Consider the following 21,912-nt stretch of genomic DNA (forward strand, 5'->3'; position numbering starts at 1 on the left):
AGCTACCACTAGCCGATTGGTCGGGGCCTCGATTCCGCATGACTGAAGATTCCACGACAAACGGCCTTCTGTGATATTTATATGAACCCTGCATCAATATTTGCATGGCCATCAGCCAGTGCCTACAATGCTCGGCTTTCTTTTTAACACACCGGGATCCCGGGAACCTCTGATCAAGTCTACTGGCGATTCGGCACGCCTTGAGTGCCTTATCCGGCAAGGCGCGAATCGCCGGGAATGGCGGCGCTCCTTGCCAAGATTCGCGATGCAGACCAGGGGGGCCCTCAAGACTTACCCGGAGGGGCTTGTGCTGAAAGCCGGACTCCGCGTTGCGGCTTTCCGGACGAGCGAGAATAGCCAATAGATAGACTTAATCAGAGGTTCCAGCTTATGCAGCCGCAAGTTGGTCTTATCATGGGCTCCAAGTCGGATTGGCCGACTATGGAGCATGCCGCCAACATGCTTGAAAAGCTGGGCGTCGCCTATGAAACGCGAGTCGTTTCGGCACACCGCACGCCGGACCTGCTGTTTGAGTATGCCCGCACTGCGGCCGAACGCGGAATACAGGTGATTATCGCCGGCGCTGGCGGTGCAGCCCACCTGCCCGGCATGGTCGCCTCCCAGACGGCCTTGCCGGTGCTGGGCGTACCGGTCCAGTCCAAAGCTCTCAACGGTCTCGATTCATTGCTATCTATCGCGCAGATGCCCGGCGGCGTTGCCGTAGGCACCCTCGCCATTGGCAAGGCCGGCGCGACAAACGCCGGACTGCTTGCAGGCCAGATCCTTGGCCTTAATAATGCCAGCATCCGCGAAGCGGTAGAGCAGTTCCGCAACGACCAGACCCAGGCCGTACTCGATAACCCGGACCCGCGGGCCGAGTGACTTGAATATTGCATTGATTCGAACATCAACGGAGTAAACCATGCGCATTGGTGTTCTTGGAGCCGGACAACTTGGGCGAATGCTCGCACTCGCCGGCTACCCCCTGGCCAACCAATTTGTCTTCTACGACCTCTCAGGCAGCCCCAGTGCGGGCCTGGGAGAAGTCATCATCGACCGCAACCACGAATACCTGAAGGACTTCCTCGCCCGTGTTGACCGGGTGACTTACGAATTCGAACATCTGCCGGTCGAAGTAGCGGAAATCATCGCCCGTGAGAAAACGGTCTATCCGTCACCGCGAGCCCTCCAGGTCTGCCAGAACCGCGAGTCGGAAAAGACGCTGTTCGGCAGCCTCGGCATTCCGACACCGGAGTGGCGCGTCGCCGAGAGCGCTGTAGCGCTGGAGAAAGCCGCCGAAGAGCTGGGCTGTCCGGTAGTCGCCAAGTCCAATACCGAAGGCTATGACGGCAAGGGGCAGGCGGTACTGCGTTCACCGGAAGAAGCCGCAGCTGCCTGGGCGTCTATCGGCCATGAGAAGCTGGTGGTCGAAAAATTCGTCGATTTCACGCGTGAAGTCTCCGTGGTTGCCGTGCGCGGCGAGGATGGCGAAGTCGCCATCTATCCCATGGCGGAGAACGTTCACAGCGAGGGTATCCTGCGCTACTCCATTGCGCCAGCTCCCCACCTGCGTCCGGAGATTCAGGAGCGTGCAGAACGCTATATCCGCACCCTCCTCAACGAACTGGAGTATGTCGGCGTGCTTGCCCTGGAACTGTTCGAGACAGAAGACGGGCTTGTCGCCAACGAGATGGCTCCGCGGGTCCACAATTCCGGTCACTGGACGATGGACGGCGCCCATACCAGCCAGTTCGAGAACCATATCCGGGCGGTGACCGGCATGCCCTTGGGGAACGTCAGCGCCCGTGATGTCAGTTGCATGGTCAACATCATCGGCGAACACGGATCCACGGACGATATCCTGCGCCTGCCCTACGCGCACCTGCACCTCTACGGCAAGCTGGAGCGTCCCGGGCGCAAGCTGGGGCACGTCAATATCGTTGCCGACAGCTATGAAGAGCTGGTATGGCGGGTCAAGAACTGCGCCTGCTTCCTGCCCGGCGCGCCTGAACTCGAGTGCTCGCTCACCCGTCGTTAGACTTGATCCCGGCAACTCTCCTTTCAGGGCCGCAACGTCGTGGCCCTTGAAAAAAATTCTGAGGCCCCAAGCTCTTACGTCGTGGAATCGCCCCATCCAGGGTGTTAAGCTCTGCGAACCTAATATCGCGTTATGGAATGGCGATTTGGCATTTTAGGTACGTTCCTGAGCTGTTCACATAATCGTAAATACTGTTGAGAGAGAACGAAGAGGGAGACCTTCCAATGGCATTTGAACTTCCTGCACTGCCTTATGAAAAGAACGCACTTGAACCGCACATCTCACAGGAAACCCTGGAATACCATTACGGCAAGCATCACAACACCTACGTCACCAAGCTGAATGGCCTGGTTGAGGGGACTGCCGACGCAGAGAAGTCCCTTGAGGAAATCATCAAGAGCGCAGGTTCAGGTCCGTTGTTCAACAACGCGGCCCAAGTCTGGAACCACACGTTCTACTGGAACTGCCTGGCACCCAACGGTGGCGGCGAGCCCACCGGCGAAGCCGCTGACGCGATCAACAAGGCCTTTGGCTCTTTCGATGAATTCAAGAAGCAATTCAACGACAAGGCGGCCAACAATTTTGGGTCAGGCTGGACTTGGCTGGTCAAGAAGACTGATGGCAGCGTAGCTATCGTCAACACTGACGATGCCGGCACCCCGCTGACCACCGCCGACAAGCCGGTCCTGACTGTCGATGTATGGGAGCATGCCTACTACATCGACTACCGCAATTCACGCCCGAACTACCTCGAGGCGTTCTGGAACCTGGTGAACTGGGACTTCGTGAACGAGAACCTCGCCGGCTAAGGACCGTTCTCGACGATTGCTCCGCAGTCGCGAAACGATCTCCATGGATGCCCGCTCACAGAGCGGGCATTTTTTGTTGCAAAGCTTTACCTGCCAACACTGGACATCCCCTTCTAACACGGCTATTTACTAGGGAGCACTCGACCGGCTGTATCTCACCACCAAAAAATGGCTCGGCCAAAATAAACCGCCCGTCGCCCACATACGTACAGCCGAACAGTATAAAAACAGAATAACGTACACCGACATCGCTCAAGGAAAGAACGAATACTCCAGTCATACGGGACCTGACTTCAGATCGCCGTGGCAACCTTACACGGTGCCGGATGTGGCGGCGATGTCGGTAAGCCATAATCAGAGGAATCCAGGTTGTCTCTGCCTGAGCGGTTCCCTAAGCGCTGACTTAATGAATAAAGAATTTCAGTTCGAACATCGGCTTGGGTACAGGATCTTACGCTGGGTTCTACTCATTGCATTGATGAGCGGCATTCTGCTCAGTACTACCCAGATCATTATCGATGCCTGGCGAGTGTCGGATGAACTCGACCAACAGGCGGACCAGACCTTGGCGCTGGTGCGCGATGCCGCCAGTCAGGCGGTCTACAGCATTGACGAAGATCTGGCGCAACAGGTGGTCGACGGACTGTTCGAGCAGCAAGCAGTCCGCCTGGCGAGTATCGTCCACCCGGATGACGAAGCTTTGGCCCAGCGTTCACGCCCGCTACTCCCCGCCGACTACCGCCCCTTGACCGACCCCATCTTTTTCCCCGAACGCAGCTACCGCGTCCCGCTTGCCCGGGGTGGCGATGATCCGGTGGTCTACGGCTACCTTCAGGTCAACTACGATACCGCGTTCATGGCCGCCTCCTGGCTGGAGCGCGCCACCCTCACCTTTCTTTCCGGCATTGCCCGTGCGGTGGTGCTGGCCATGGTCCTGTTCTGCGTGTTCCATATCCTGTTGACACGCCCGCTGTTCCGCATCATCGAATCCCTTTCACGGGTTAACCCCGACAACCCCGGTGACACCCTGCTGGAGTTGCCGAGGGGCCATCGCAACGACGAACTCGGCCTGTGGGTGAACGCGACCAACAACCTGCTGGTGGCGATCACCGAAAACCAGGAAAAACAGGCCGAAGCCGAGGCCCGGGTCAACCGCCTGTCCCGCTACGATAAACTGACCGGTTTGCCAAACCGGGAACTCTTCCTGTCGATGCTTGGCAACTCACTGGAGGAACATCGCCGCAATGGCCAGGCACTCGCTGTTTTCTGCTTCGGTATCGACGATTTCAAAGGGGTTAACGAGCAGCATGGTTACCATATGGGCGACCAGCTTCTGCAGACCGTTGCCGATCGTCTCAATTGCGATGGTCCCAATGGGCCTCTGATGGTGGCACGCCTGGGCAGTGACCAGTTCGTCGTCGTAGAACAGCATCTGCGCGACGGCTATCAATGCGCGGCAACCTCAGAGTGGCTGCTGCAGAAAATTGCGCAACCAATCCGCCTGGCTGGACGCGATGTGTCCATAACCGCAACCATCGGCATCGCACTCTTCCCAGACGATGCAGCCCACAGCGAGCAGTTGCTGCAACGGTCGGAACAGACCATGACGCTGGCCAAGACGGCCGGACGCAACCAGTTCCAGTTTTATGTGGCCAGCGTCGACCAGGAAATCCGGGATCGCAAGAAACTGGAAAAAGACCTACAGATGGCGCTGGTCGCCGGCCAATTCCACTTGGTCTACCAGCCACAAATCAATCTTGAAACCCGTCGGGTCATCGGCGCCGAAGCGCTGCTCCGCTGGGAACATCCGGAACACGGCCTGGTGCCGCCAGACCAGTTCATTCCATTGGCGGAAATAAGCGGCTCGATTGTCGATATCGGACTATGGGTGCTGGATCAGGCCTGCGCCCAGGCTGCCGAGTGGACACGCGCCGGTATGCCTATCCGCATTGCGGTCAACCTCTCCGCGGTTCAGCTGCAGCAGGCTGACATCGTCGAGACCATACTCAGCACGCTGAAACGGCATGCCATACCACCCGGACGCCTGGAGCTCGAGGTCACCGAAACCGGCTTCATGGAGAACCTCGACAGCGCTATCGAAAAGCTCACCCGCCTGCGCAGCGAAGGCATCAACATTGCCGTGGACGACTTCGGCACCGGCTATTCGTCGCTGACCTACATCAAGCGCCTGCCCCTGCAGCACCTTAAGATCGATAAACAGTTCGTCCACGACCTGCTGGTCAACGAGGAAGACACGCGAATCGCCAACACCATTATCGATCTGGGCAAGAGCCTCAACCTCGACGTCATCGCCGAAGGCGTGGAAACGGAAGAGCAGGAATTCTATCTGCATAATCGGGGTTGTCAGCTGGCGCAGGGATATTTCTTCAGCAAGCCCCTGAAACCGGCCGATTTCGCAGTTTTCGTCGCGGACTTTCACCAGAGGATCACGGCCAACTCCATCGAACATTAGGCGCTGCGGAGGATCCTTCCGCAGGGCATGAATATCCTTACTGAGTCTGAACCTAACCTGGAAAAGGAACCTTCATGACAACAACACTGATCGGCCTGGCGGTCATTGCCGTTGTGGTTATCTACATCATTGCCATCTACAACCGCCTGGTTTCCCTGCGCAATCGCTTCAAGAATGGCTTCGCCCAGATCGACGTGCAGCTCCAGCGACGCCATGACCTGATTCCCAACCTTGTCGAGGCCGCCAAGGCGTATCTGTCCCACGAACGTAACACCCTCACCGAAGTCATGGAGGCACGCAACAACGCCGTTTCCGCCCAGAAGGATGCGGCTAGCGACCCCGCCGACGGCGCCAGGATCCAGAAGCTGTCTTCGGCGGAAAACATGCTATCCCGCGCCCTCGCCAACTTCTATGCCGTCGCCGAGAACTATCCGGAGCTGAAAGCCAACGAAACCATCCAGCAATTGATGGAAGAACTCTCGAGCACGGAAAACCGCGTGGCCTTTTCCCGCCAGGCGTACAACGACGAGGTGATGGTCTTTAACACCTATCGGGAGAAGTTCCCCAACAATATTATTGCAGGCCTGTTCGCCTTCAAGGCGACCGAGCAATTGCAACTGGAAAATCCGGAAGCCCGCACCGCACCGAAAGTCAGTTTCTAAACGGCACGGCAAGGTATGGCTAAACTCGGATTCTTCGAGCGCCAGGAGCGCGCCCGACGCAACACCACCCTGCTGATTCTGCTGTTTACCGCAGCCGTGGTACTGATCACCCTGGTCGTCGACCTGGTGGGTTACCTGGTCACCCGCGACATTGATCCCAGTCCACATTTCGGTGCCTGGCTCACTACCCGTCAGGGCATATTCACGTCGATCACGGTGATCGCCGTTATCGGTCTCGGCTCGCTCATACGATGGATCGACCTGGCCGGCGGCGGCGAGCGTGTGGCCAGGATGGTGGGTGCGCGACTGCTGGAACCCTCCAGCCAGGATCCGGACGAACGCCGGCTACGCAATGTGGTCGAGGAAATGGCGATCGCCAGCGGTGTCCCGGTCCCCGACCTGTATGTCATGGACAACGAGACCGCCATCAATGCCTTTGTGGCCGGTTACTCCCCTGGTGAGGCAGTCATGGTCGTCACCCATGGTGCACTGACCGAACTCAACCGGGACGAATTACAGGGGGTGGTCGGGCATGAGTTCAGTCACATCCTGAATACGGACATGCGCATCAACGTACGGCTGATTGCGCTGTTGGCGGGCATCCTGATGATTGGCCAGATCGGGCAGTTCCTGCTGGGGAGTGGCAGCCGTAGCCGCTATCACCATTCCCGCGATAACCGCGGCCAGGGCGTTATGGTCGCCGTAGGCCTCGCGCTGACAGTGGTCGGCTACATCGGTCTGTTCTTCGGTCGGCTGATCCAGGCCGCAATCTCCAGGCAACGGGAGATGCTGGCTGACGCCTCGTCGGTGCAATTCACCCGCAACCCCGAAGGCATCGCCAGCGCACTCTACCGGATCGGCGAATCCAGCAGCTATTTCCAGTCCACCAGCCACGCCAGCGACATGAACCACATGTGTTTCGGCGAGACCGTACGCATGCGTTTCGCCGGTTGGCTGGCGTCCCATCCGCCCATCGACGATCGCATCAGGGCAATCGACCCCGGATTACTGGCCCGTTTTCGCAACCGACGTCGCGACGACCTTAAACACGCTGCACAGGCCCCGGAACAGACCTCGGACGGCTCACTCCAGGACCGCCTGGAGGCCGGGCTGGCATCCTTGGTCGGTCGGCGCACAGCAGCAGTGGCGCCCAACACCCGTCTTTCGGACAGCGCCGGCGCCGTGACGCCCGCCAACGAGGAATATGCCCAGCAGCTCCTGAAACGCCTACCGGACAATTTCCGCACCCTGCTCTACACCCGTACCGGTGCGGCCCAGTTCTGCTATAGCCTGATCTTCCATGGCATGACCGATGCCGAGCGCGATACGGCCATGCAGGCCGGAGAGGCGACCGGCACCCTGGCCTTCCAGCCTGAGCTGATCGAGCGCTTCTATCCAACTTTGGACGCCTTGGGCGAATCGATCCGCCTGCCTGCCCTTGAGCTCGCCATGCCGGCCCTGCGCAAGCTGGACCCGAGCGAACGACGGCTACTGGAACAGATACTGACAGGACTGGTACGTGCGGATGGCCGGGTGACCCTGTTCGAATTTGCATTGCTCAGCTTTATCCGTCGCCACCTGCTACCCGAGGGGAGGCAGGCCGACCGGGTCCGCTATCGCCGTTTCGGCGACGTGGCCGATAGCCTGGGCATCCTGCTCAGTCTCGCAGCCCGCTCAGCAACCCATACTCCCGACGAAGCACAGGCGTGTTATTCAGAGGCCGTCGCCGGCTTCGAGGACCGCACGGTCAACCTCGGCCCAATGCGAGAAAAAGTCTCGTCCAAGGCGCTGGTCGAAGCCCTGAACCGTCTGCGCGGCCTCTCCCCCATGCTCAAGCCGGCGGTGATAGACGCCTGCGGGCACTGCATCCTGAGGGACAACCAGGTTGTGGTGAGGGAGTATGAAATCCTTCGACTGGTAGCGGACCAGCTTGATTGCCCGATGCCACCGTTGCCGGTAAGTCTTGGTTAGCGAAACGGGCATGGAGCAACCTGAATACACCCAAGTAACGCGCTGGTGAGGCGAAGCCGAGCTGCATTGAAAGAGGATTGCTCGTGAGGAGTGCAGTCCCGGGTCAGGTACGCTTTACGGGCAAGCCGACCATCTCCACTCTGCGAAGTTGGGGCCCATTCTCCAGGAAGTAACGAATAGCAAAAGGCCGGCGAATCGCCGGCCTTTTCGTTTACTCTGAACGTTCGCTTTTCATATTCTCTGGCTGCATCCTGTTGCGGTTGAACAACTGCTCGATGGGCGGTCGCTCGGCGTTATCCGGAATAGTCTTGTCCAGCTTCCGGTTGATGCCCAGGTTGATTTCCCAGAGACCCTGATATTTCTCGTCGGTGATAGCCACCGTGTCGCTCTTGCTCAACAGGATCGTCGGGCGCAGGAAGACCAGCAGGTTACGTTTAATCGTGCGCTCGGATTCTGAACGGAAGAGTGCGCCCAGGTAGGGTATGTCACCCAGCAACGGTACCTTGCTCTTCTGGATACTGTAATCTTCACGGATCAGGCCACCCAGGACGATGGTCTCACCATTATCCGCAAGCACCGTGGTCTTGATCTCCCGCTTGTTGGTCACGATGTCGGAAGCCGCCTCGATGCTGTCCGCAATCGACTCGGTGGTCTGCTCGACAGTCAACTTGACCAGCTCATCTTCGCTGATCGACGGTGTGACCTTCAGGGTCAAGCCGACGTCACGACGTTCAATCGTGGTGAATGGGTTATTAAGACCGGCGCTGGTGTTCGTGGTTTGTCCGGTGACAAACGGCACGTTCTGACCAACGACAATTTCCGATTCCTGATTGTCCAGCGTAATAATACTTGGCGTAGACAGCAGGTTCGCAGCGGTGGAGTTCGAGAGCGCCTGAATCAGGACTCCCCAGGTAATACCATTCTCATCCCGCTCACCAAGTCCCAGGGAAAGCCCACCGCTGGCTGGCGTGATCAATTCGTCCGTTGCGATGGCGCCTATGACATCGGCAAGGCTGCGCCCCACATTCCCGAAGTTGGTACCGGCAATGGGCGTCGAGCCGCTGCCCTCGTCGCCAACCGCGAACTGCACTCCCAGGTCCTTGCCCAACTCGTCACTGATCTCGACAATTGCGGCCTCGACCAGAACCTGAGCCCGGCGCACGTCCAGGGCATCGACAATAGCGTCCACTTCCTGCATCAACGAAGGCTCGCCGCGTACAACCAACGCATTCAATCCCTCGTCGGCAAAGATCGCAAAGCCGCTGTTGCCGCCAGAGGGATTGGAAGAAGAGGCCTGGCCCTGCTGTTGCTCCCGGGCCACTTCGCCCATCACACCTTTTAATAGCTCAGCCAGCGCCTTGGAATCCGCATGCTTAAGGCGAATGACCTTGGTCGTACCGCCTGACGCCGAAGGCTGATCGAGCTTCTGGATCAGCTCGCGCATCTTGTCACGGAAGTTCTCGTCACCCCGGAGGATCAAGCGGTTACTACGCTCATCGGCAGTGACGCTGTATTTATTGGCGGCCTCATTGGCGCCCTGGCCCAACTCTGCCGGCGCCAGTTCCTGTAGCAGACGCACCATGTCGCCGACCCAGGCATCTTCCAGCTGGATGACTTCCACTTCGTACTTGGACGGGCTGTCCAGCTCGCTAACGATATCCTCGATGCGGTCGATGTTGGAGGCGTGGTCACTGATGATCAGCGCATTGGCGGCTGCAACGCCAGCGAGGTGGCCATACTTTGCGACAAGCGGCCGAAGGATGGGAACCAGCTCCAGGGCGTTGGCGTTGTTGACCTGGATAACCTTGGTAATCAGCTGTTCGGAAGGAATGGTGGTAAAACGACCCAGGGACTCAGCGGATTGTTTGGCATCCACCTGCTGCACGATCTTGATGACTTCCTCACCCGGTATGGCGGTGAAACCATGGACCTGCAGCACGGCCAGGAAAAGATCGTAGATCTCGTCCTTATTCATGGGGGCTGACGACAGCACGGTGACCTTACCCTTCACGCGGGGATCCACCACAAAGCTGTATCCGGTAATATCGGCAATCTGCGTTACAAACGCGCGAATGTCAGCGTCCTTGAGATTGAGTTTCCAGGTTCCTTCCTGACTGTGAACGACCATACTCAAGGGAAGGAGCAAGGCCAGAACCAGAGCCCGAACAAATGGCGTCTTCAGATTAGTCATGCAGTGCTGGTTTCCTGTACAGGCATCTTGCAGATGGGCTACTGTCGCCCACCTTTCTTGTAATGTCACGTTTTATCACCGCTTTACCACGACGTTCTACTGCGGTTCTGTTACCGCTCTATCACTGTTGTATCGCTGCGTTGTCACTGTTCTATCATTACTGCGGGAGCGCGTAGTTGACCGTAAAGCTGGCGCCGTCACGCATCACTTCCACTTCGATCTGAGGCTGGTCGCGCCAGGAGTTCAGTAACTCCCGGTCCTGTTCGATATCGCCCAGCGACTGGCCGTTGATCGCGGTAATCACGTCGCCAGCCTGCAGGTTCAGGGCCGACAGCATCGGGTTCGAACCGTCGTAGACATAGCCCTGGGACGAGCCGGGCTCGACCGGGCGCAAGCCATATTGCTGGAGCGCAGCATCCCCCTGCGCCGCCAACTCGGCCTGGGCGTCCTCGACAAAGGCTTCTGGAGAGGCGTAGTCCACGTCCTCGACTTGCGACACCATACCGTCACCCTCGCCCTCTTCAAAGGCCAGGGACTCGATTTCGCCGTTCCGGCGAATCAAAATGCGTTGTGATTCAACTTCCGCCAGCTCAATATTGCCGGGCATGATATCGCCGACGCGGTAATAGGCTGTGGATCCATCGGTTCCCGAAACTATAGCACCGGACAACTCCGGCTGTGTTGCCTCCAAAACCCCTTCCAGCCGCATACGCAGATGGGTTTCGGGAGCAGACCGGCGTACCGCCTCGGCAACCGGTGCCCCCGCATCCGGTCGACCAAACAGGTCGTACGCGGCCAACGGCGTCGTCTGGCCCTGTCCAGCAGTGGACGCTCTGGCTGTCGCCTGCGGGCCGACCATCACCGGATCGTTCCAGACCACCATCCAGGTGATACGCCCCATGAGCCAGGCAAAATAAACCACCAACCCGATCAGCAGCAGGTTGGCAATCCAGCGCGGCACCATGCCGAATGGCGTTGCATAGCGAACCGAAGCCATAAACTACCCCGCCGGCATGACACGCTGACGAACACTGAAAACCACATCGCCGGGCGCAGCATTACCCGACCAGGGCTGGTTAACCAGATCCAGCATGCGCTTGAACAGCTGGATCTGCATCATGCCATCCGGCTGGATATTGGCGCTTATCGCCGGCTCCGCACTGTTCGCGCTCGAGATCTCCAAATCGATGCGCCCCTGGTTCTCGTCGACGCGCGCCCGCATCGGCGGCAACACCGCACTCTGCGTAGACCCGCCCATCGGCCAGGTCACACGCCCTCCAGGCCAGCTTGCACGACCATTCAACCGTGCCAGAGAGCCGTCGGCCATCGCCAGGGAAAGGGCGTCCACATTGACATCACCCTCGATCATTGCGCCACCACTGCGCTGGATCTCTCGACTGAACTCTGAGATGTTGATGTGGCCATCGGCCGAGAGTTCCATGGCGTTTATCCCGGTTAGGCGAACCTTCCCCTTCAGACTCGATTGGGGCGTCTGCAGTCGCAAGCCGACAGGCAGATAGGCGCCATCGTCCATCAGGCCTTCGATATGCCAGCCAACCTGTAAGGAGTGTCCGAGCACCTGGGCCTGCACGGCGCCATTCCAGAGCTGGCCGGAAACCTGTTCGACAGCGATGCCTGGTGGCAACGGGACCGAATCGCGGGCCATGTGCCAGACCCAACCGGCAGGAATCCAGAACACCAGCGCGACAACATAGACGACGAGCCCGAGTAGCGTCAGTAGCACCACTTTACCGGGTCGCAGGAAGGGAGATTCTGGTGTTTCAGTCATACAGGTCAGGCATGGATTGACGCGTCGTCACGCAAGTGATCCGGAGTCTAACAAACCACCACTACAAGTGCATGACGCAGTCCAAAAAAAAGGCCCCACGCCTGAGCGTGGGGCCCTTTCTGACCGAAAACGGTCGTGGACCGGTGGGGTCGGCTTACATCATGCCGCCCATACCACCCATTCCACCCATGCCGCCCATATCCGGCATGCCACCGCCTTTCTCGTCTTCCGGCTCATCAGTCACCATCGCTTCGGTGGTGATCATCAGGCCGGCAACGGAAGCGGCTGCCTGCAGGGCTGAACGGGTGACCTTGGCAGGGTCCAGGATACCCATTTCCAGCATGTCGCCGTAGCCTTCGGTCGCGGCGTTGTAGCCGTAGCTACCGTCACCGGAACGAACCTTGTCGACCACAACAGAGGCTTCGCCACCTGCGTTGGTGACGATCTGGCGCAGAGGCGCTTCCATCGCACGACGCAGGATATTGACGCCGGCCTTCTGTTCTTCGTTGTCGGCTGCCACGCTGTCCAGTGCCGCCAGGGCACGGATCAGGGTAACGCCACCGCCAGCGACGATGCCTTCTTCAACCGCAGCGCGGGTGGAGTGCAGCGCATCTTCGACACGGGCCTTCTTCTCTTTCATTTCCACTTCAGAACCGGCACCAACCTTGATGACGGCAACACCGCCAGCCAGCTTGGCCACGCGCTCTTGCAGCTTTTCCTTGTCATAGTCGGAGGAGCTGTCTTCGATCTGCTTGCGGATCTGCTCGACGCGCGCTTCGATATCAGCCTGGGCACCAGCGCCATCGATGATGGTGGTGTTTTCCTTGGTGATATTGACACGCTTGGCTGTACCCAGGTCATCCAGGGTGGTGTTTTCCAGGGTCAGGCCAACTTCTTCGGAGATCACGGTACCGCCGGACAGGATAGCGATGTCCTGCAGCATTTCCTTACGACGATCACCGAAGCCCGGCGCCTTCACGGCAGCAACCTTGACGATGCCGCGCATGTTGTTTACGACCAGAGTCGCCAGCGCTTCGCCTTCGATATCTTCGGCGATGATCATCAGCGGCTTGCCAGCCTTGGCCACGCTTTCGAGGACCGGCAGCAGTTCGCGGATGTTGGAGATCTTCTTGTCGACCAGCAGGATGTATGGGTCGTCAAGTTCAGCGGACATATTGTCCTGATTGTTGATGAAGTACGGAGACAGGTAACCGCGGTCGAACTGCATACCTTCGACCACATCCAGCTCGTCTTCCAGGCCACGGCCTTCCTCAACGGTGATGACACCTTCCTTACCTACGCGCTCCATGGCATCGGCGATGATCTTGCCGATTGTCTCGTCGCCGTTGGCGGAAATGGTGCCGACCTGGGCAATGTTGCGGCTGTCGTCACAAGGCTTGGCCATTTCACGGATCGCCTTCACAGCCACTTGGGTGGCCTTGTCGATACCGCGCTTCAGGTCCATCGGGTTCATGCCTGCAGCAACGGCCTTCAGACCTTCATTGACGATGGACTGGGCAAGAACGGTTGCAGTCGTGGTACCGTCACCGGCGGTGTCGTTGGTCTGGGAAGCAACTTCCTTGACCATCTGCGCACCCATGTTCTCGAACTTGTCTTTCAGTTCGATTTCCTTAGCCACGGATACACCGTCCTTGGTCACGGTCGGTGCGCCGAAGGACTTGTCCAGAACCACGTTGCGGCCTTTCGGGCCCAGGGTCACCTTGACGGCGTCAGCCAGGATGTTGACGCCTGCAACCATGCGCTTGCGGGCTGAGTCGCCAAATTTAACGTCTTTAGCTGCCATAGTAGTCTTTCCTGTATTCGTTTAATCGTTCAACAGTATTCGAATGACGCGAGTTAACGTGGGGCTGGGCTTTAGCTTTCCAGCACACCGTAGATTTCGCTCTCGCTCAGGATAAGCAGGTCTTCACCGTCGATCTTCACAGTGTTTCCAGCGTACTGACCAAACACCACCGTATCACCGACGTTTACCGCCAGCGCACGGGTTTCGCCATTATCGAGAATGCGACCGTTGCCGATAGCGAGAACCTCGCCCTGGGACGGCTTCTCCTTGGCGTTACCCGGCAGGACGATGCCGCCAGCGGTCTTCTCTTCCTCTTCCTTACGGCGTACGACAACACGATCGTGTAGCGGACGAATTTTCATTGCTCTATTTCTCCAATAGTCAGATTGCGACAAAAGTCAGATTGTCTCTGGCAATGAGGTTTGCTCAAAACGCTGGGGGTTCGTAAGCGCCTGTTTTATCAGGATCTTCGTGACCCACAGCAAACGTGTGATCCTTATGTGGGGTTGTGCCTCGCCATTTCAACACCCCCGCACAAAAAATTTTTCATTTTTTTTCCAGCGAATCCCGGTCGCGGGAAGCCTTGTTGTCCTCCTCATGCCGGTATTCACCTTCGATGATATCGTCGTTGCTGAAGGGTCTCTGGCCGAACGGATTCTGGCCGCCGGAACTGAAATGGAAACCGCTGCGCGATGCGCCGGCTACCACCATACGCTTGAGCGCCTGACTGGCGAGCCAGTGGCGCGTGAACGGCAACAGGCACAGGAAGCCAAAGGTATCGGTAACGAAACCGGGTGTGAGCAGCAACGCGCCCCCCACCGCGAGAATCAGACCCTCAGCGACCTCCCGTGCCGGGAGCTCACCGCTGTTGATGCGCTGATTGGCACGCAACAAAGTAGCCAACCCCTGTTGTCGCAGTAGCGCCGCACCAATAACGGCGGTCAACAATACCAGGGCGATGGTATTCAGTGCGCCGATGATTCCACCTACCTTGATCAGTATGACCATCTCAACGATGGGCAGAACGATGAAGGCAACAAAAAGGTAAGCCATGATCCGGCTCCTCGATTGCAAATAACTCCAGCCGATGAAGGCCATCGACGCTCTGGTATACTTTTGCCCGCCAAATTTTTCCAACGCGCAAAAAAACAATTCACTACAACCAATCCACAACAAACAATTAGGGCATAACATGAAACTTCAAGATTCAGTGATTGCGATCACCGGTGGGGGTCAGGGTCTCGGACGGGCCATGGCGGAATACCTGGCCGCTCGCGGCGCGCGGCTGGCTCTGATCGACCTGGTCCCGGAGAAGCTGGATGAAGCCGTTGCGGCCTGCAAAGCCGCCGGCGGTGAGGCTCAGGCCTACACGTGCAATGTCGCCCGCGAGGACGAAGTCGAGTCCACCTTCGCCGCCATCCACGACGATTTCGGTCAATTGAACGGACTGGTCAACAATGCCGGTATCCTGAGGGACGGCCTGATGATCAAGGCAAAGAACGGTGAGATCGAAAAGCGCATGAGCCTCGCCGAGTGGCAGGCGGTGATCGACGTCAACCTGACCGGCGTTTTCCTGTGCGGGCGCGAAGCCGCCACCCAGATGATCAAGCACGGCAACCAGGGTGTGATCATTAATATCAGCAGCATTTCCCGCGCCGGCAACATGGGACAGAGCAACTACTCGTCCGCCAAGGCTGCGGTTGCCGCGCTGGTCCCCGTGTGGGCCAAAGAACTGGCCCGCTATGGCATCCGCGCCATGGGTATTGCTCCAGGCTTTATCGAAACCGAGATGACCGGCTCCATGAAGCCGGAGGCACTGGAAAAAATGACCGCCGGCATTCCGCTCAAACGAATGGGCAAGCCGGAAGAAATTGCCTCTGCCGCCGCCTTTATTATCGAGAACGATTACCTGTCCGGTCGCATGATCGAGGTGGATGGTGCCCTCCGCCTCTGAGCAAAACGAAGACAGCAGTATCAGCCGCGAGCAGATCATCTGGCAGGTGGTCTGCACCATCCCGCCCGGGCGTGTGGCCAGCTACAGCCAGATCGCCCGCCTGGCGGGACTGCAGGGCCTGGCCCGGTTTGTCGGCCGGACCATGAGCCAACTTCCCGAAGGTTCTGACGTGCCCTGGCATCGTGTCCTGAAACAGGACGGACGCATTGCATTCCCCCCTGATTCCAATCGTTTCCTTCACCAGAAACGCCGGCTCACAGAGGAAGGTGTCCTCATCAAGAATGGCCGCGTTCCGATGAGCCAGTTTCGTTGGGAACCCTGAATTTCAGCCTGACGTTCGGGGAGTTGGCTAGGAGGACTGACGTGCACTTCCCTCGCTGCCCTCTTCGTTGGCAGGCGCCAGCGCATCGAGACGGTCGCCATGACGCAGCATGTACCAGGCAAGCAAAATGGCTGGAATGCCCATAATGGCGGAAATGAGGAAGAAGTAGTCGTAGCCGAACGACTCCACGACGATGCCCGAGAACCCGCCGATAAATTTGCCGGGTAGCGTCATCAGCGAGCTGAACAAGGCGTACTGGGTCGCCGTGAACGCCGCACTGGTCATGCTCGATAGCCAGGCGATCAACGCCACATTGGCAATACCGCCACTGAGATTGTCAGCACTGACCACCAGGGCCAGCGTATAGATGTCCGGTGGGTACTGGGCAATCAGCATGAACAGCAAATTGCTCAACGCCCCCAATAGCGCACCCAGGAACAGGATTGGCCTGACGCCATAACGTACGACGAGGACGCCACCGAGCCCGGATCCCAGGATGGTCATGGCGAACCCGAAAATTTTCGTCACGTCCGCGACGTCGGTCTTGGAAAATCCCATGAAGTTGAGATAGAAGGGATTGGCCATCACACCCAGCGCGATATCGCAAATGCGGTAGACCGCGACCAGAACCAGTATCGCGATTGCAAGGTCTCGATAGCGACCGAAAAAGTCGACGAAGGGACCCACTACCGCTGCTGATGTCCAGCCCGCTATTCTCGCCAGGCGCGGTGAGAGATGTGCATGCTTTAGGGTTTCACGCTCTACCGCCTCGGCCAGGTCCTTGGCGGCTGCATAATGATTGGCTCGCGGCTCACGCACCAGCAACACGGTGACGATACCGATGCCAACCAGCAAAGCCATGACGTCATAGGACACCTGCCAGGACCAGAACTCTGCCAGATACAATGCGCCAGCCCCCGCGACCAGCAAAGCCACCCTGTAACCAAAAATGTAAGCCGCGGCCAAGGCCGCCTGGATGCGCGGTTCGGCAATCTCGATACGGTAGGCATCGATCGCGACATCCTGGGTCGCCGACGAAAAAGCCACCAGCAAACCGCACAAAGCCATCATTGTGGGCGCGGCCGTAGCGTCGACCCTGGCCATCAACAGGAGTCCGCTGGCGATGCCGATTTGCGCCAACAGCATCCAACTGCGCCGTTTACCCAGAAGACGATCGAGGACAGGCAACGGAAGGCGATCCACCACCGGTGCCCAGAACACCTTGATCGAATAGGTGATCCCCAGCCAACTGAAAAAACCGATCGTCGCCGTTTCCACCCCAACATCCGCCAGGCGAGCGTTGAGGGTGGAAAATACGAGCAGGAAAGGCAGGCCAGCAGAAAAGCCAAGCAGCAACAGGGCAAGAACCTGCCACCGGGTAAACGTATAGATCGTCTCCCGCAGGAGATCGCGTCGGGTCCGGGAAATGATTACGGCGGCTCCGTCAGTCGCGGAAGTTGTTGTATTGCAGCGGCATATCGAGGTCCGATTCTTTGATCAGCGCGATGGCGGCCTGTAGGTCGTCACGCTTCTTGCCGGTGACCCGCACCTTATCGCCCTGGATGCTGGCCTGGACCTTCATTTTGGAGTCCTTAAGCAGTTTGACAATTTTCTTGGCATCCGGCGTTTCGATACCCTGGCGCAGGGTAAAGTGCTGCTTGACCAGTTTGCCGGCCTTGCTATCGCCGCTTTCTTCCAGCGCCCGGGTATCCACATTGCGCTTGGCGAAGGCCATGCGCAGCATATCCAGCAACTGCTCCAGCTGGAACTCCTGTTCGGCACTCAGCGTTATGCCCTTGTCGTCCTGCTCTATATCAGCCTCTACGTTCTTGAAATCCCAACGATTACCCAGCTCCCGCTTGGCCTGGTCGACGGCATTGGTGACTTCGTGCATATCAATTTCAGAGACTATATCGAATGAGGGCATGACTCGGGCTCCGGAAATGCGGACACGATCACGCCTTGGCGACGTGTATCGAGGATGGTCCGCAGGTTTTACAAATGACGACAGCATGCGGCACGATTCGCGCTATAATGGCCGCGCATAAAATGGACGGTACCAAAAACTGGATGGTGCCAAGTGCGCGCAAGGACTCGCCCCGCTGCTGGACGCTAGAATATCAAGTTGGCTCCGCAGCCGCACCCTGGATCGGATCCTGAGCGCAGTCAATCAGAGAGTAGCCAATCAGCATGCCCAACCTGGATCTCCCCATTCTTGTTGTCGACGATGCCAAATTCAGCAGCATGGTGGTCGCCCGCACCCTCAAGAAGGCCGGTTACCGGGACGTGCGTATCGCTCATAACGCGCCGGATGCGCTAGGTCTGATGGAAGACCGCCCGGTCAGCGTGCTGATTGCAGACTGGCTGATGCCGGAAATGGACGGACTGGAACTCACCGATCGGGTGCGCCAGCTGGACGAACAAGGCAACCATTACAGTTACGTTATTCTGCTCACTGCCCGGGAAAGCGTCGAAGCTTTGGCTGAAGCCTTCGACCGCGGCGTGGACGACTTCATCTACAAGTCCGACATGAGCAAGCAATTGTTACCACGAATCTTTGCCGCAGACCGCATGGCCGACCGGCAGAATACGTTGCTGATGGCCAACGCCCTGCTGATGGAAAACAACCGTGAGCTGGAGTCGCGCAATATCATCGACCTGGAAACAGGCCTTTGCAACAATGCCTACGCCCGTGAACGGTTAGAGCGCAGCCTGCGCCAGGCCGAATCACGCGGCGGCGCTTCTGCTTACGTGTTGGTGGGCATCCGCAATTGGCAGGCGCTCAAGCGCCAGCACAGCACCGGCACGATGAGCGAACTGGCGGTCGGTATCGGGCGCCGGTTGAGCCACCTGATCCGACCGATGGACACCCTGTGCCGGGTCGGTGACAACCAGTACGCTATCGTCGCCCATTTCGAGAATCCCGAGAACTGCAGCGTCAGCGCCTTCCGTCGCATCTACGACGGCATCAATCACAAGGCTCTTAAGACCACAGCAGGCTATATCTCCGTCGAAGCCGGCATGACCCTGTGCCGTACCGATGTCCAGGCCGGCACGCCCACCGTTGCGGACGTTGAGAAGGCCGCCGTGCAGGGATTGATGGATGCCTACGAGACCCGCCTCTTTACCGAAACCGCTCCCGATTTGCTGGAGCAGGCGTAGTCCTTTTTCTGAAACACTCAGCCACCAAACAATCCGTAACACTGGGACACACATCACAAACAGACTTCCGGGGCTGCCGACCTTACTATTTCAATCGTGGATGTAAGCAGTATCCCCCCATGACGGAGGAGTGAGTAGTCCTCCAAGATTGCAGTCTGGAGAGTCAGCAGTCCCTCCGTCGCAGTATGGGGGTTTTACATCCCTACGGATTAACGAATTTTTCAGGCACTTTCGTTCTTTCCTTATTTTTTCAGGCGGACTGGTTTATCCAGGCCGCCTTTTTCTTTTGTGCCGGGCCATTCCCCTGTTTACCAGTTTCGTCAAAGTCCGATCCGTCGCCGCCGTCCAGCCCGCATTCGCCTCGCGAGCATTGATTTAGGTGCGCCACATCTTTATTAATACGATGACGCCGTTAATGCGACAAAGCCTAAACAACAACGATACCCATGACGACAACGACTTCCCCGCTCGGCACGGCTTCCGTCGCTGCCTTGCGCCAGTATGTGCGTGCTGCCGAACAAAACGCGATCGACACCCGACCGCTGCTCAGCGAAGCCGGCCTCGATCCAGTGGCGCTTGCCGACGATGCAAGGATTGAAGGCGCACGTTTCCAGCAGTTTATCCGTCTGCTAGCCGACGCCACCCACAACCCGATCCTGGGCCTGGAAACCGGCGACTATGTCCAACCCGGCACCTACAGTGTCTTGGGCTATATCACCATGAGCTGCGCCACACTGGGCGAAGCCATCCAGTACATCATTCCCTACGAGAAGCTGGTCGGCGACATGGGCATCACCCAGTTCTTCGTTCAGGACGACCAAATGCACCTTGTCTGGCAGTGCGCCTACACCGATCCCGTCGTGCGGCCCCAGATGATCGACAACGTTATCGCCTCCTGGATCAGCTACGCCCGTTGGTTGGGCGATGAACCCGACACGGCGCCTTTAGCGGTCCACCTCGAACGCCGGTCGCCAGGCACCGAGTATGAACCGGCCTATCGGGCGCGCTGGGGCTGCCCCGTATATTTCGAGGCAACCGACAATCGAGTGGTGGCGGCAAAATCGCTCCTGGATATCCCCCTGCGCCAGCCCGATCCAAACCTGCGCCGGGCCCTGGAAGCTCACGCCCAAACCCAGATGGCGGGTATGGAAAGCCATACCGCCCTCCTCACCCGGGTGCAAAACGTCATCCGGCATCAACTGTTGCAAGGGGTGAGCAGGCAGGACATCGTCGCCGAGCAACTGGGCATGACCAGCCGCACCCTTCAGCGAAAACTGAGCCTGGAAGGCAGCAGCTACCAGAAGCTACTGGATACCGTTAGGCAATCGCTGGCCGAGGATTTTTTGGGCAACACCGATCTACCCATTCCGGAAATCGCGTTTCGCCTGGGTTTCAGCGAAACCACATCGTTCCACCGTCGATTCAAGAACCGCGCGGGGATGACACCCGGCGAGTATCGGGAACGGTACAAGGCCACCTAACGCCCTTCCTTTAACCGAGCCAAGACAGCTTCATTGTCCGCCCCCAGCCTGCGACCAGTGTGCGATGCTGCACAGGGCGTCTGACTGAACTTGATGGGATGGCCGATCTGACGCTGCATCCCGCCGTTCTCCCGCGCTACATCGATCACCATTTCCCGGGACTGGATCTGGGGATGCGTCGAAGCCTCTTCCAGCGTGAGCACCGGTTCGACGCAGGCATCCTGCTCGGCAAAGACTGTTTGCCACTGCGCCAACGAACGATCACCAATGGCCTTCTTCAGCGCCTGCTTCAGTTGCTTCTGGTGCTCCGGCTTCGGGCTCAATCCGAAGCTTGTCATGTCTTCCAGACCCAACACCTGGCACAGACGGGTCGTGAACTGGGGCTCCAGACTGCCGACCGAGAGCCAGCGCCCGTCAGCAGTCTCGTAGTAGTCATAGAAGCTGCCGCCGTTGAGCAACGACTGCTCGGGGCCCGGCAATTCGCCACCCGCCAGGTGGGCTGCACCGGCCATCGCATTCAGGGCAAAAGCCGCATCGGTCATGCTGACATCCACGAATTGGCCCTCCCCCGTACGCTGGCGATGAACTACTGCCGCCAGGATTCCCATCACCGCATGATGGGAGCCACCGGCCACATCGGCCACCTGTATCCCCATGGGCGGCGGCCCCGTCTCCCTGCGACCACAATGACTGCTAACGCCTGCCAGCGACAGGTAATTGATGTCGTGCCCCGCCCGAGCCCGGTAAGGGCCGGTCTGGCCGTAGCCGGTAATCGCACAGTAGATCAGCGAGGGATTCACCGCCTTCAAGGCGTCGTAGTCAATGCCGAGCCGCCGCATGACACCGGGACGGAACTGCTCGATCACGATGTCGTAATCCGCCACCAGGAGCTTGATCGTGTCGATGCTTTCCGGCTTCTTCAGATCGAGCGCCAGCGATTGCTTACCACGATTGAGATAGGCATGCGCCGTACTGACGCCATCGTCGTGGGGCGGCACGACCCGGGTTAGATCCAGACGATCCGGCGCTTCAACGCGCAGGACCTCCGCTCCCATGTCGGCTAACATCATGGTGGCGTAGGGTCCCGGAAGTAATGTGGTGAAATCGAGTACCCGCAGACCGTCCAGCGGACCTGCCATAAACCTGCCTCCTTCAAACTGGAAGTGATCGGCCTATCAGCCTGCATGCATTCAGGCCCGAGGCCAACGGCCTGAAGCGCCAACCTGATAGGCCACATCTTCCACCCTGCCAGACGA

19 protein-coding genes are annotated in these 21,912 nt (G+C 58.5%); 10 read left to right on the plus strand and 9 right to left on the minus strand.

The features are described from left to right. Positions 1 to 390: 390 nt before the first annotated feature. The 6 genes from purE to RE428_RS15000 all read left to right on the plus strand — a co-directional run bounded on the left by purE (position 391) and on the right by RE428_RS15000 (position 7,953). On the plus strand, positions 391 to 882 hold the full coding sequence (gene purE / locus RE428_RS14975; protein ID WP_004582769.1) for a 5-(carboxyamino)imidazole ribonucleotide mutase: 492 nt from the start codon (positions 391 to 393) through the stop codon (positions 880 to 882). Positions 883 to 922: 40 nt separating this feature from the next. Further along, positions 923 to 2,038: a 5-(carboxyamino)imidazole ribonucleotide synthase gene (locus RE428_RS14980; protein WP_040883695.1), complete on the plus strand. Its 1,116-nt coding sequence runs from the start codon at positions 923 to 925 to the stop codon at positions 2,036 to 2,038. A gap of 224 nt (positions 2,039 to 2,262) precedes the next feature. Beyond that, entirely contained in the window at positions 2,263 to 2,847 is a 585-nt protein-coding gene (gene sodB, locus RE428_RS14985; protein WP_004582767.1) for a superoxide dismutase [Fe], read from the plus strand. Between the two features lie 406 nt (positions 2,848 to 3,253). Beyond that, positions 3,254 to 5,320: a putative bifunctional diguanylate cyclase/phosphodiesterase gene (locus tag RE428_RS14990; protein ID WP_004582766.1), complete on the plus strand. Its 2,067-nt coding sequence runs from the start codon at positions 3,254 to 3,256 to the stop codon at positions 5,318 to 5,320. 74 nt (positions 5,321 to 5,394) lie between these two features. After that, complete coding sequence (locus RE428_RS14995) at positions 5,395 to 5,982, plus strand: LemA family protein (protein WP_004582765.1); 588 nt, start codon at positions 5,395 to 5,397, stop codon at positions 5,980 to 5,982. Between the two features lie 15 nt (positions 5,983 to 5,997). Beyond that, positions 5,998 to 7,953, plus strand: coding sequence for a M48 family metallopeptidase (locus RE428_RS15000; protein WP_004582764.1), 1,956 nt, complete (start codon positions 5,998 to 6,000; stop codon positions 7,951 to 7,953). A gap of 211 nt (positions 7,954 to 8,164) precedes the next feature. On the opposite strand, the gene gspD is transcribed toward RE428_RS15000, so the two are convergent. From gspD to RE428_RS15030, 6 genes are all read right to left on the minus strand, one after another. Continuing rightward, the gene (gene gspD / locus RE428_RS15005) at positions 8,165 to 10,144 is read right to left on the minus strand and encodes a type II secretion system secretin GspD (protein WP_004582763.1); all 1,980 of its coding nucleotides are present in this window, start codon (positions 10,142 to 10,144) and stop codon (positions 8,165 to 8,167) included. A gap of 157 nt (positions 10,145 to 10,301) precedes the next feature. Beyond that, on the minus strand, positions 10,302 to 11,141 hold the full coding sequence (locus RE428_RS15010) for a type II secretion system protein N (protein ID WP_004582762.1): 840 nt from the start codon (positions 11,139 to 11,141) through the stop codon (positions 10,302 to 10,304). 3 nt (positions 11,142 to 11,144) lie between these two features. Next, positions 11,145 to 11,933, minus strand: coding sequence for a type II secretion system protein N (gene gspN / locus RE428_RS15015; protein WP_040883693.1), 789 nt, complete (start codon positions 11,931 to 11,933; stop codon positions 11,145 to 11,147). 154 nt (positions 11,934 to 12,087) lie between these two features. Continuing rightward, positions 12,088 to 13,737 carry a chaperonin GroEL gene (groL, locus tag RE428_RS15020; RefSeq protein WP_004582760.1) on the minus strand — a complete coding sequence of 550 codons (1,650 nt, stop codon included), beginning with the start codon at positions 13,735 to 13,737 and terminating at the stop codon, positions 12,088 to 12,090. A gap of 71 nt (positions 13,738 to 13,808) precedes the next feature. Then, the gene (gene groES, locus RE428_RS15025; protein ID WP_004582759.1) at positions 13,809 to 14,099 is read right to left on the minus strand and encodes a co-chaperone GroES; all 291 of its coding nucleotides are present in this window, start codon (positions 14,097 to 14,099) and stop codon (positions 13,809 to 13,811) included. Between the two features lie 184 nt (positions 14,100 to 14,283). After that, positions 14,284 to 14,790 (minus strand): FxsA family protein, encoded by a 507-nt coding sequence (locus RE428_RS15030; protein ID WP_004582758.1) that lies wholly within the window; start codon positions 14,788 to 14,790, stop codon positions 14,284 to 14,286. A 139-nt stretch (positions 14,791 to 14,929) separates the two neighbouring features. On the opposite strand from RE428_RS15030, the gene RE428_RS15035 reads away from it, so the two are divergent. Together RE428_RS15035 and RE428_RS15040 are read left to right on the plus strand one after the other, a co-directional pair. Then, positions 14,930 to 15,691 (plus strand): SDR family oxidoreductase, encoded by a 762-nt coding sequence (locus tag RE428_RS15035; RefSeq protein ID WP_004582757.1) that lies wholly within the window; start codon positions 14,930 to 14,932, stop codon positions 15,689 to 15,691. Beyond that, positions 15,672 to 16,013, plus strand: a complete 342-nt coding sequence (locus RE428_RS15040) for an MGMT family protein (RefSeq protein ID WP_004582756.1) — start codon at positions 15,672 to 15,674, stop codon at positions 16,011 to 16,013. The genes RE428_RS15035 and RE428_RS15040 overlap by 20 nt, the downstream gene beginning before the upstream one ends. A 27-nt stretch (positions 16,014 to 16,040) precedes the next feature. Here RE428_RS15040 and RE428_RS15045 read toward each other — a convergent pair whose 3' ends face one another. Both RE428_RS15045 and RE428_RS15050 read right to left on the minus strand, forming a co-directional pair. Then, complete coding sequence (locus tag RE428_RS15045; protein ID WP_421930572.1) at positions 16,041 to 17,444, minus strand: AmpG family muropeptide MFS transporter; 1,404 nt, start codon at positions 17,442 to 17,444, stop codon at positions 16,041 to 16,043. A 13-nt stretch (positions 17,445 to 17,457) separates the two neighbouring features. After that, a complete protein-coding gene (locus RE428_RS15050; RefSeq protein WP_004582754.1) occupies positions 17,458 to 17,940 on the minus strand; it encodes a YajQ family cyclic di-GMP-binding protein in 483 nt (160 codons plus the stop codon). Between the two features lie 263 nt (positions 17,941 to 18,203). Here RE428_RS15050 and RE428_RS15055 point away from each other — a divergent pair, with 263 nt between their 5' ends. Together RE428_RS15055 and RE428_RS15060 are read left to right on the plus strand one after the other, a co-directional pair. Continuing rightward, a complete protein-coding gene (locus tag RE428_RS15055) occupies positions 18,204 to 19,175 on the plus strand; it encodes a GGDEF domain-containing response regulator (RefSeq protein ID WP_004582753.1) in 972 nt (323 codons plus the stop codon). Positions 19,176 to 19,621: 446 nt separating this feature from the next. Further along, positions 19,622 to 20,656, plus strand: a complete 1,035-nt coding sequence (locus RE428_RS15060; RefSeq protein ID WP_004582752.1) for an AraC family transcriptional regulator — start codon at positions 19,622 to 19,624, stop codon at positions 20,654 to 20,656. Here RE428_RS15060 and RE428_RS15065 read toward each other — a convergent pair. Then, positions 20,653 to 21,795: a CaiB/BaiF CoA transferase family protein gene (locus RE428_RS15065; RefSeq protein ID WP_004582751.1), complete on the minus strand. Its 1,143-nt coding sequence runs from the start codon at positions 21,793 to 21,795 to the stop codon at positions 20,653 to 20,655. The two genes, RE428_RS15060 and RE428_RS15065, sit on opposite strands and share 4 nt — an antisense overlap. Positions 21,796 to 21,912 lie beyond the last annotated feature (117 nt).

It is taken from the genome of Marinobacter nanhaiticus D15-8W (genome assembly GCF_036511935.1).
Classification (GTDB): domain Bacteria; phylum Pseudomonadota; class Gammaproteobacteria; order Pseudomonadales; family Oleiphilaceae; genus Marinobacter_A; species Marinobacter_A nanhaiticus.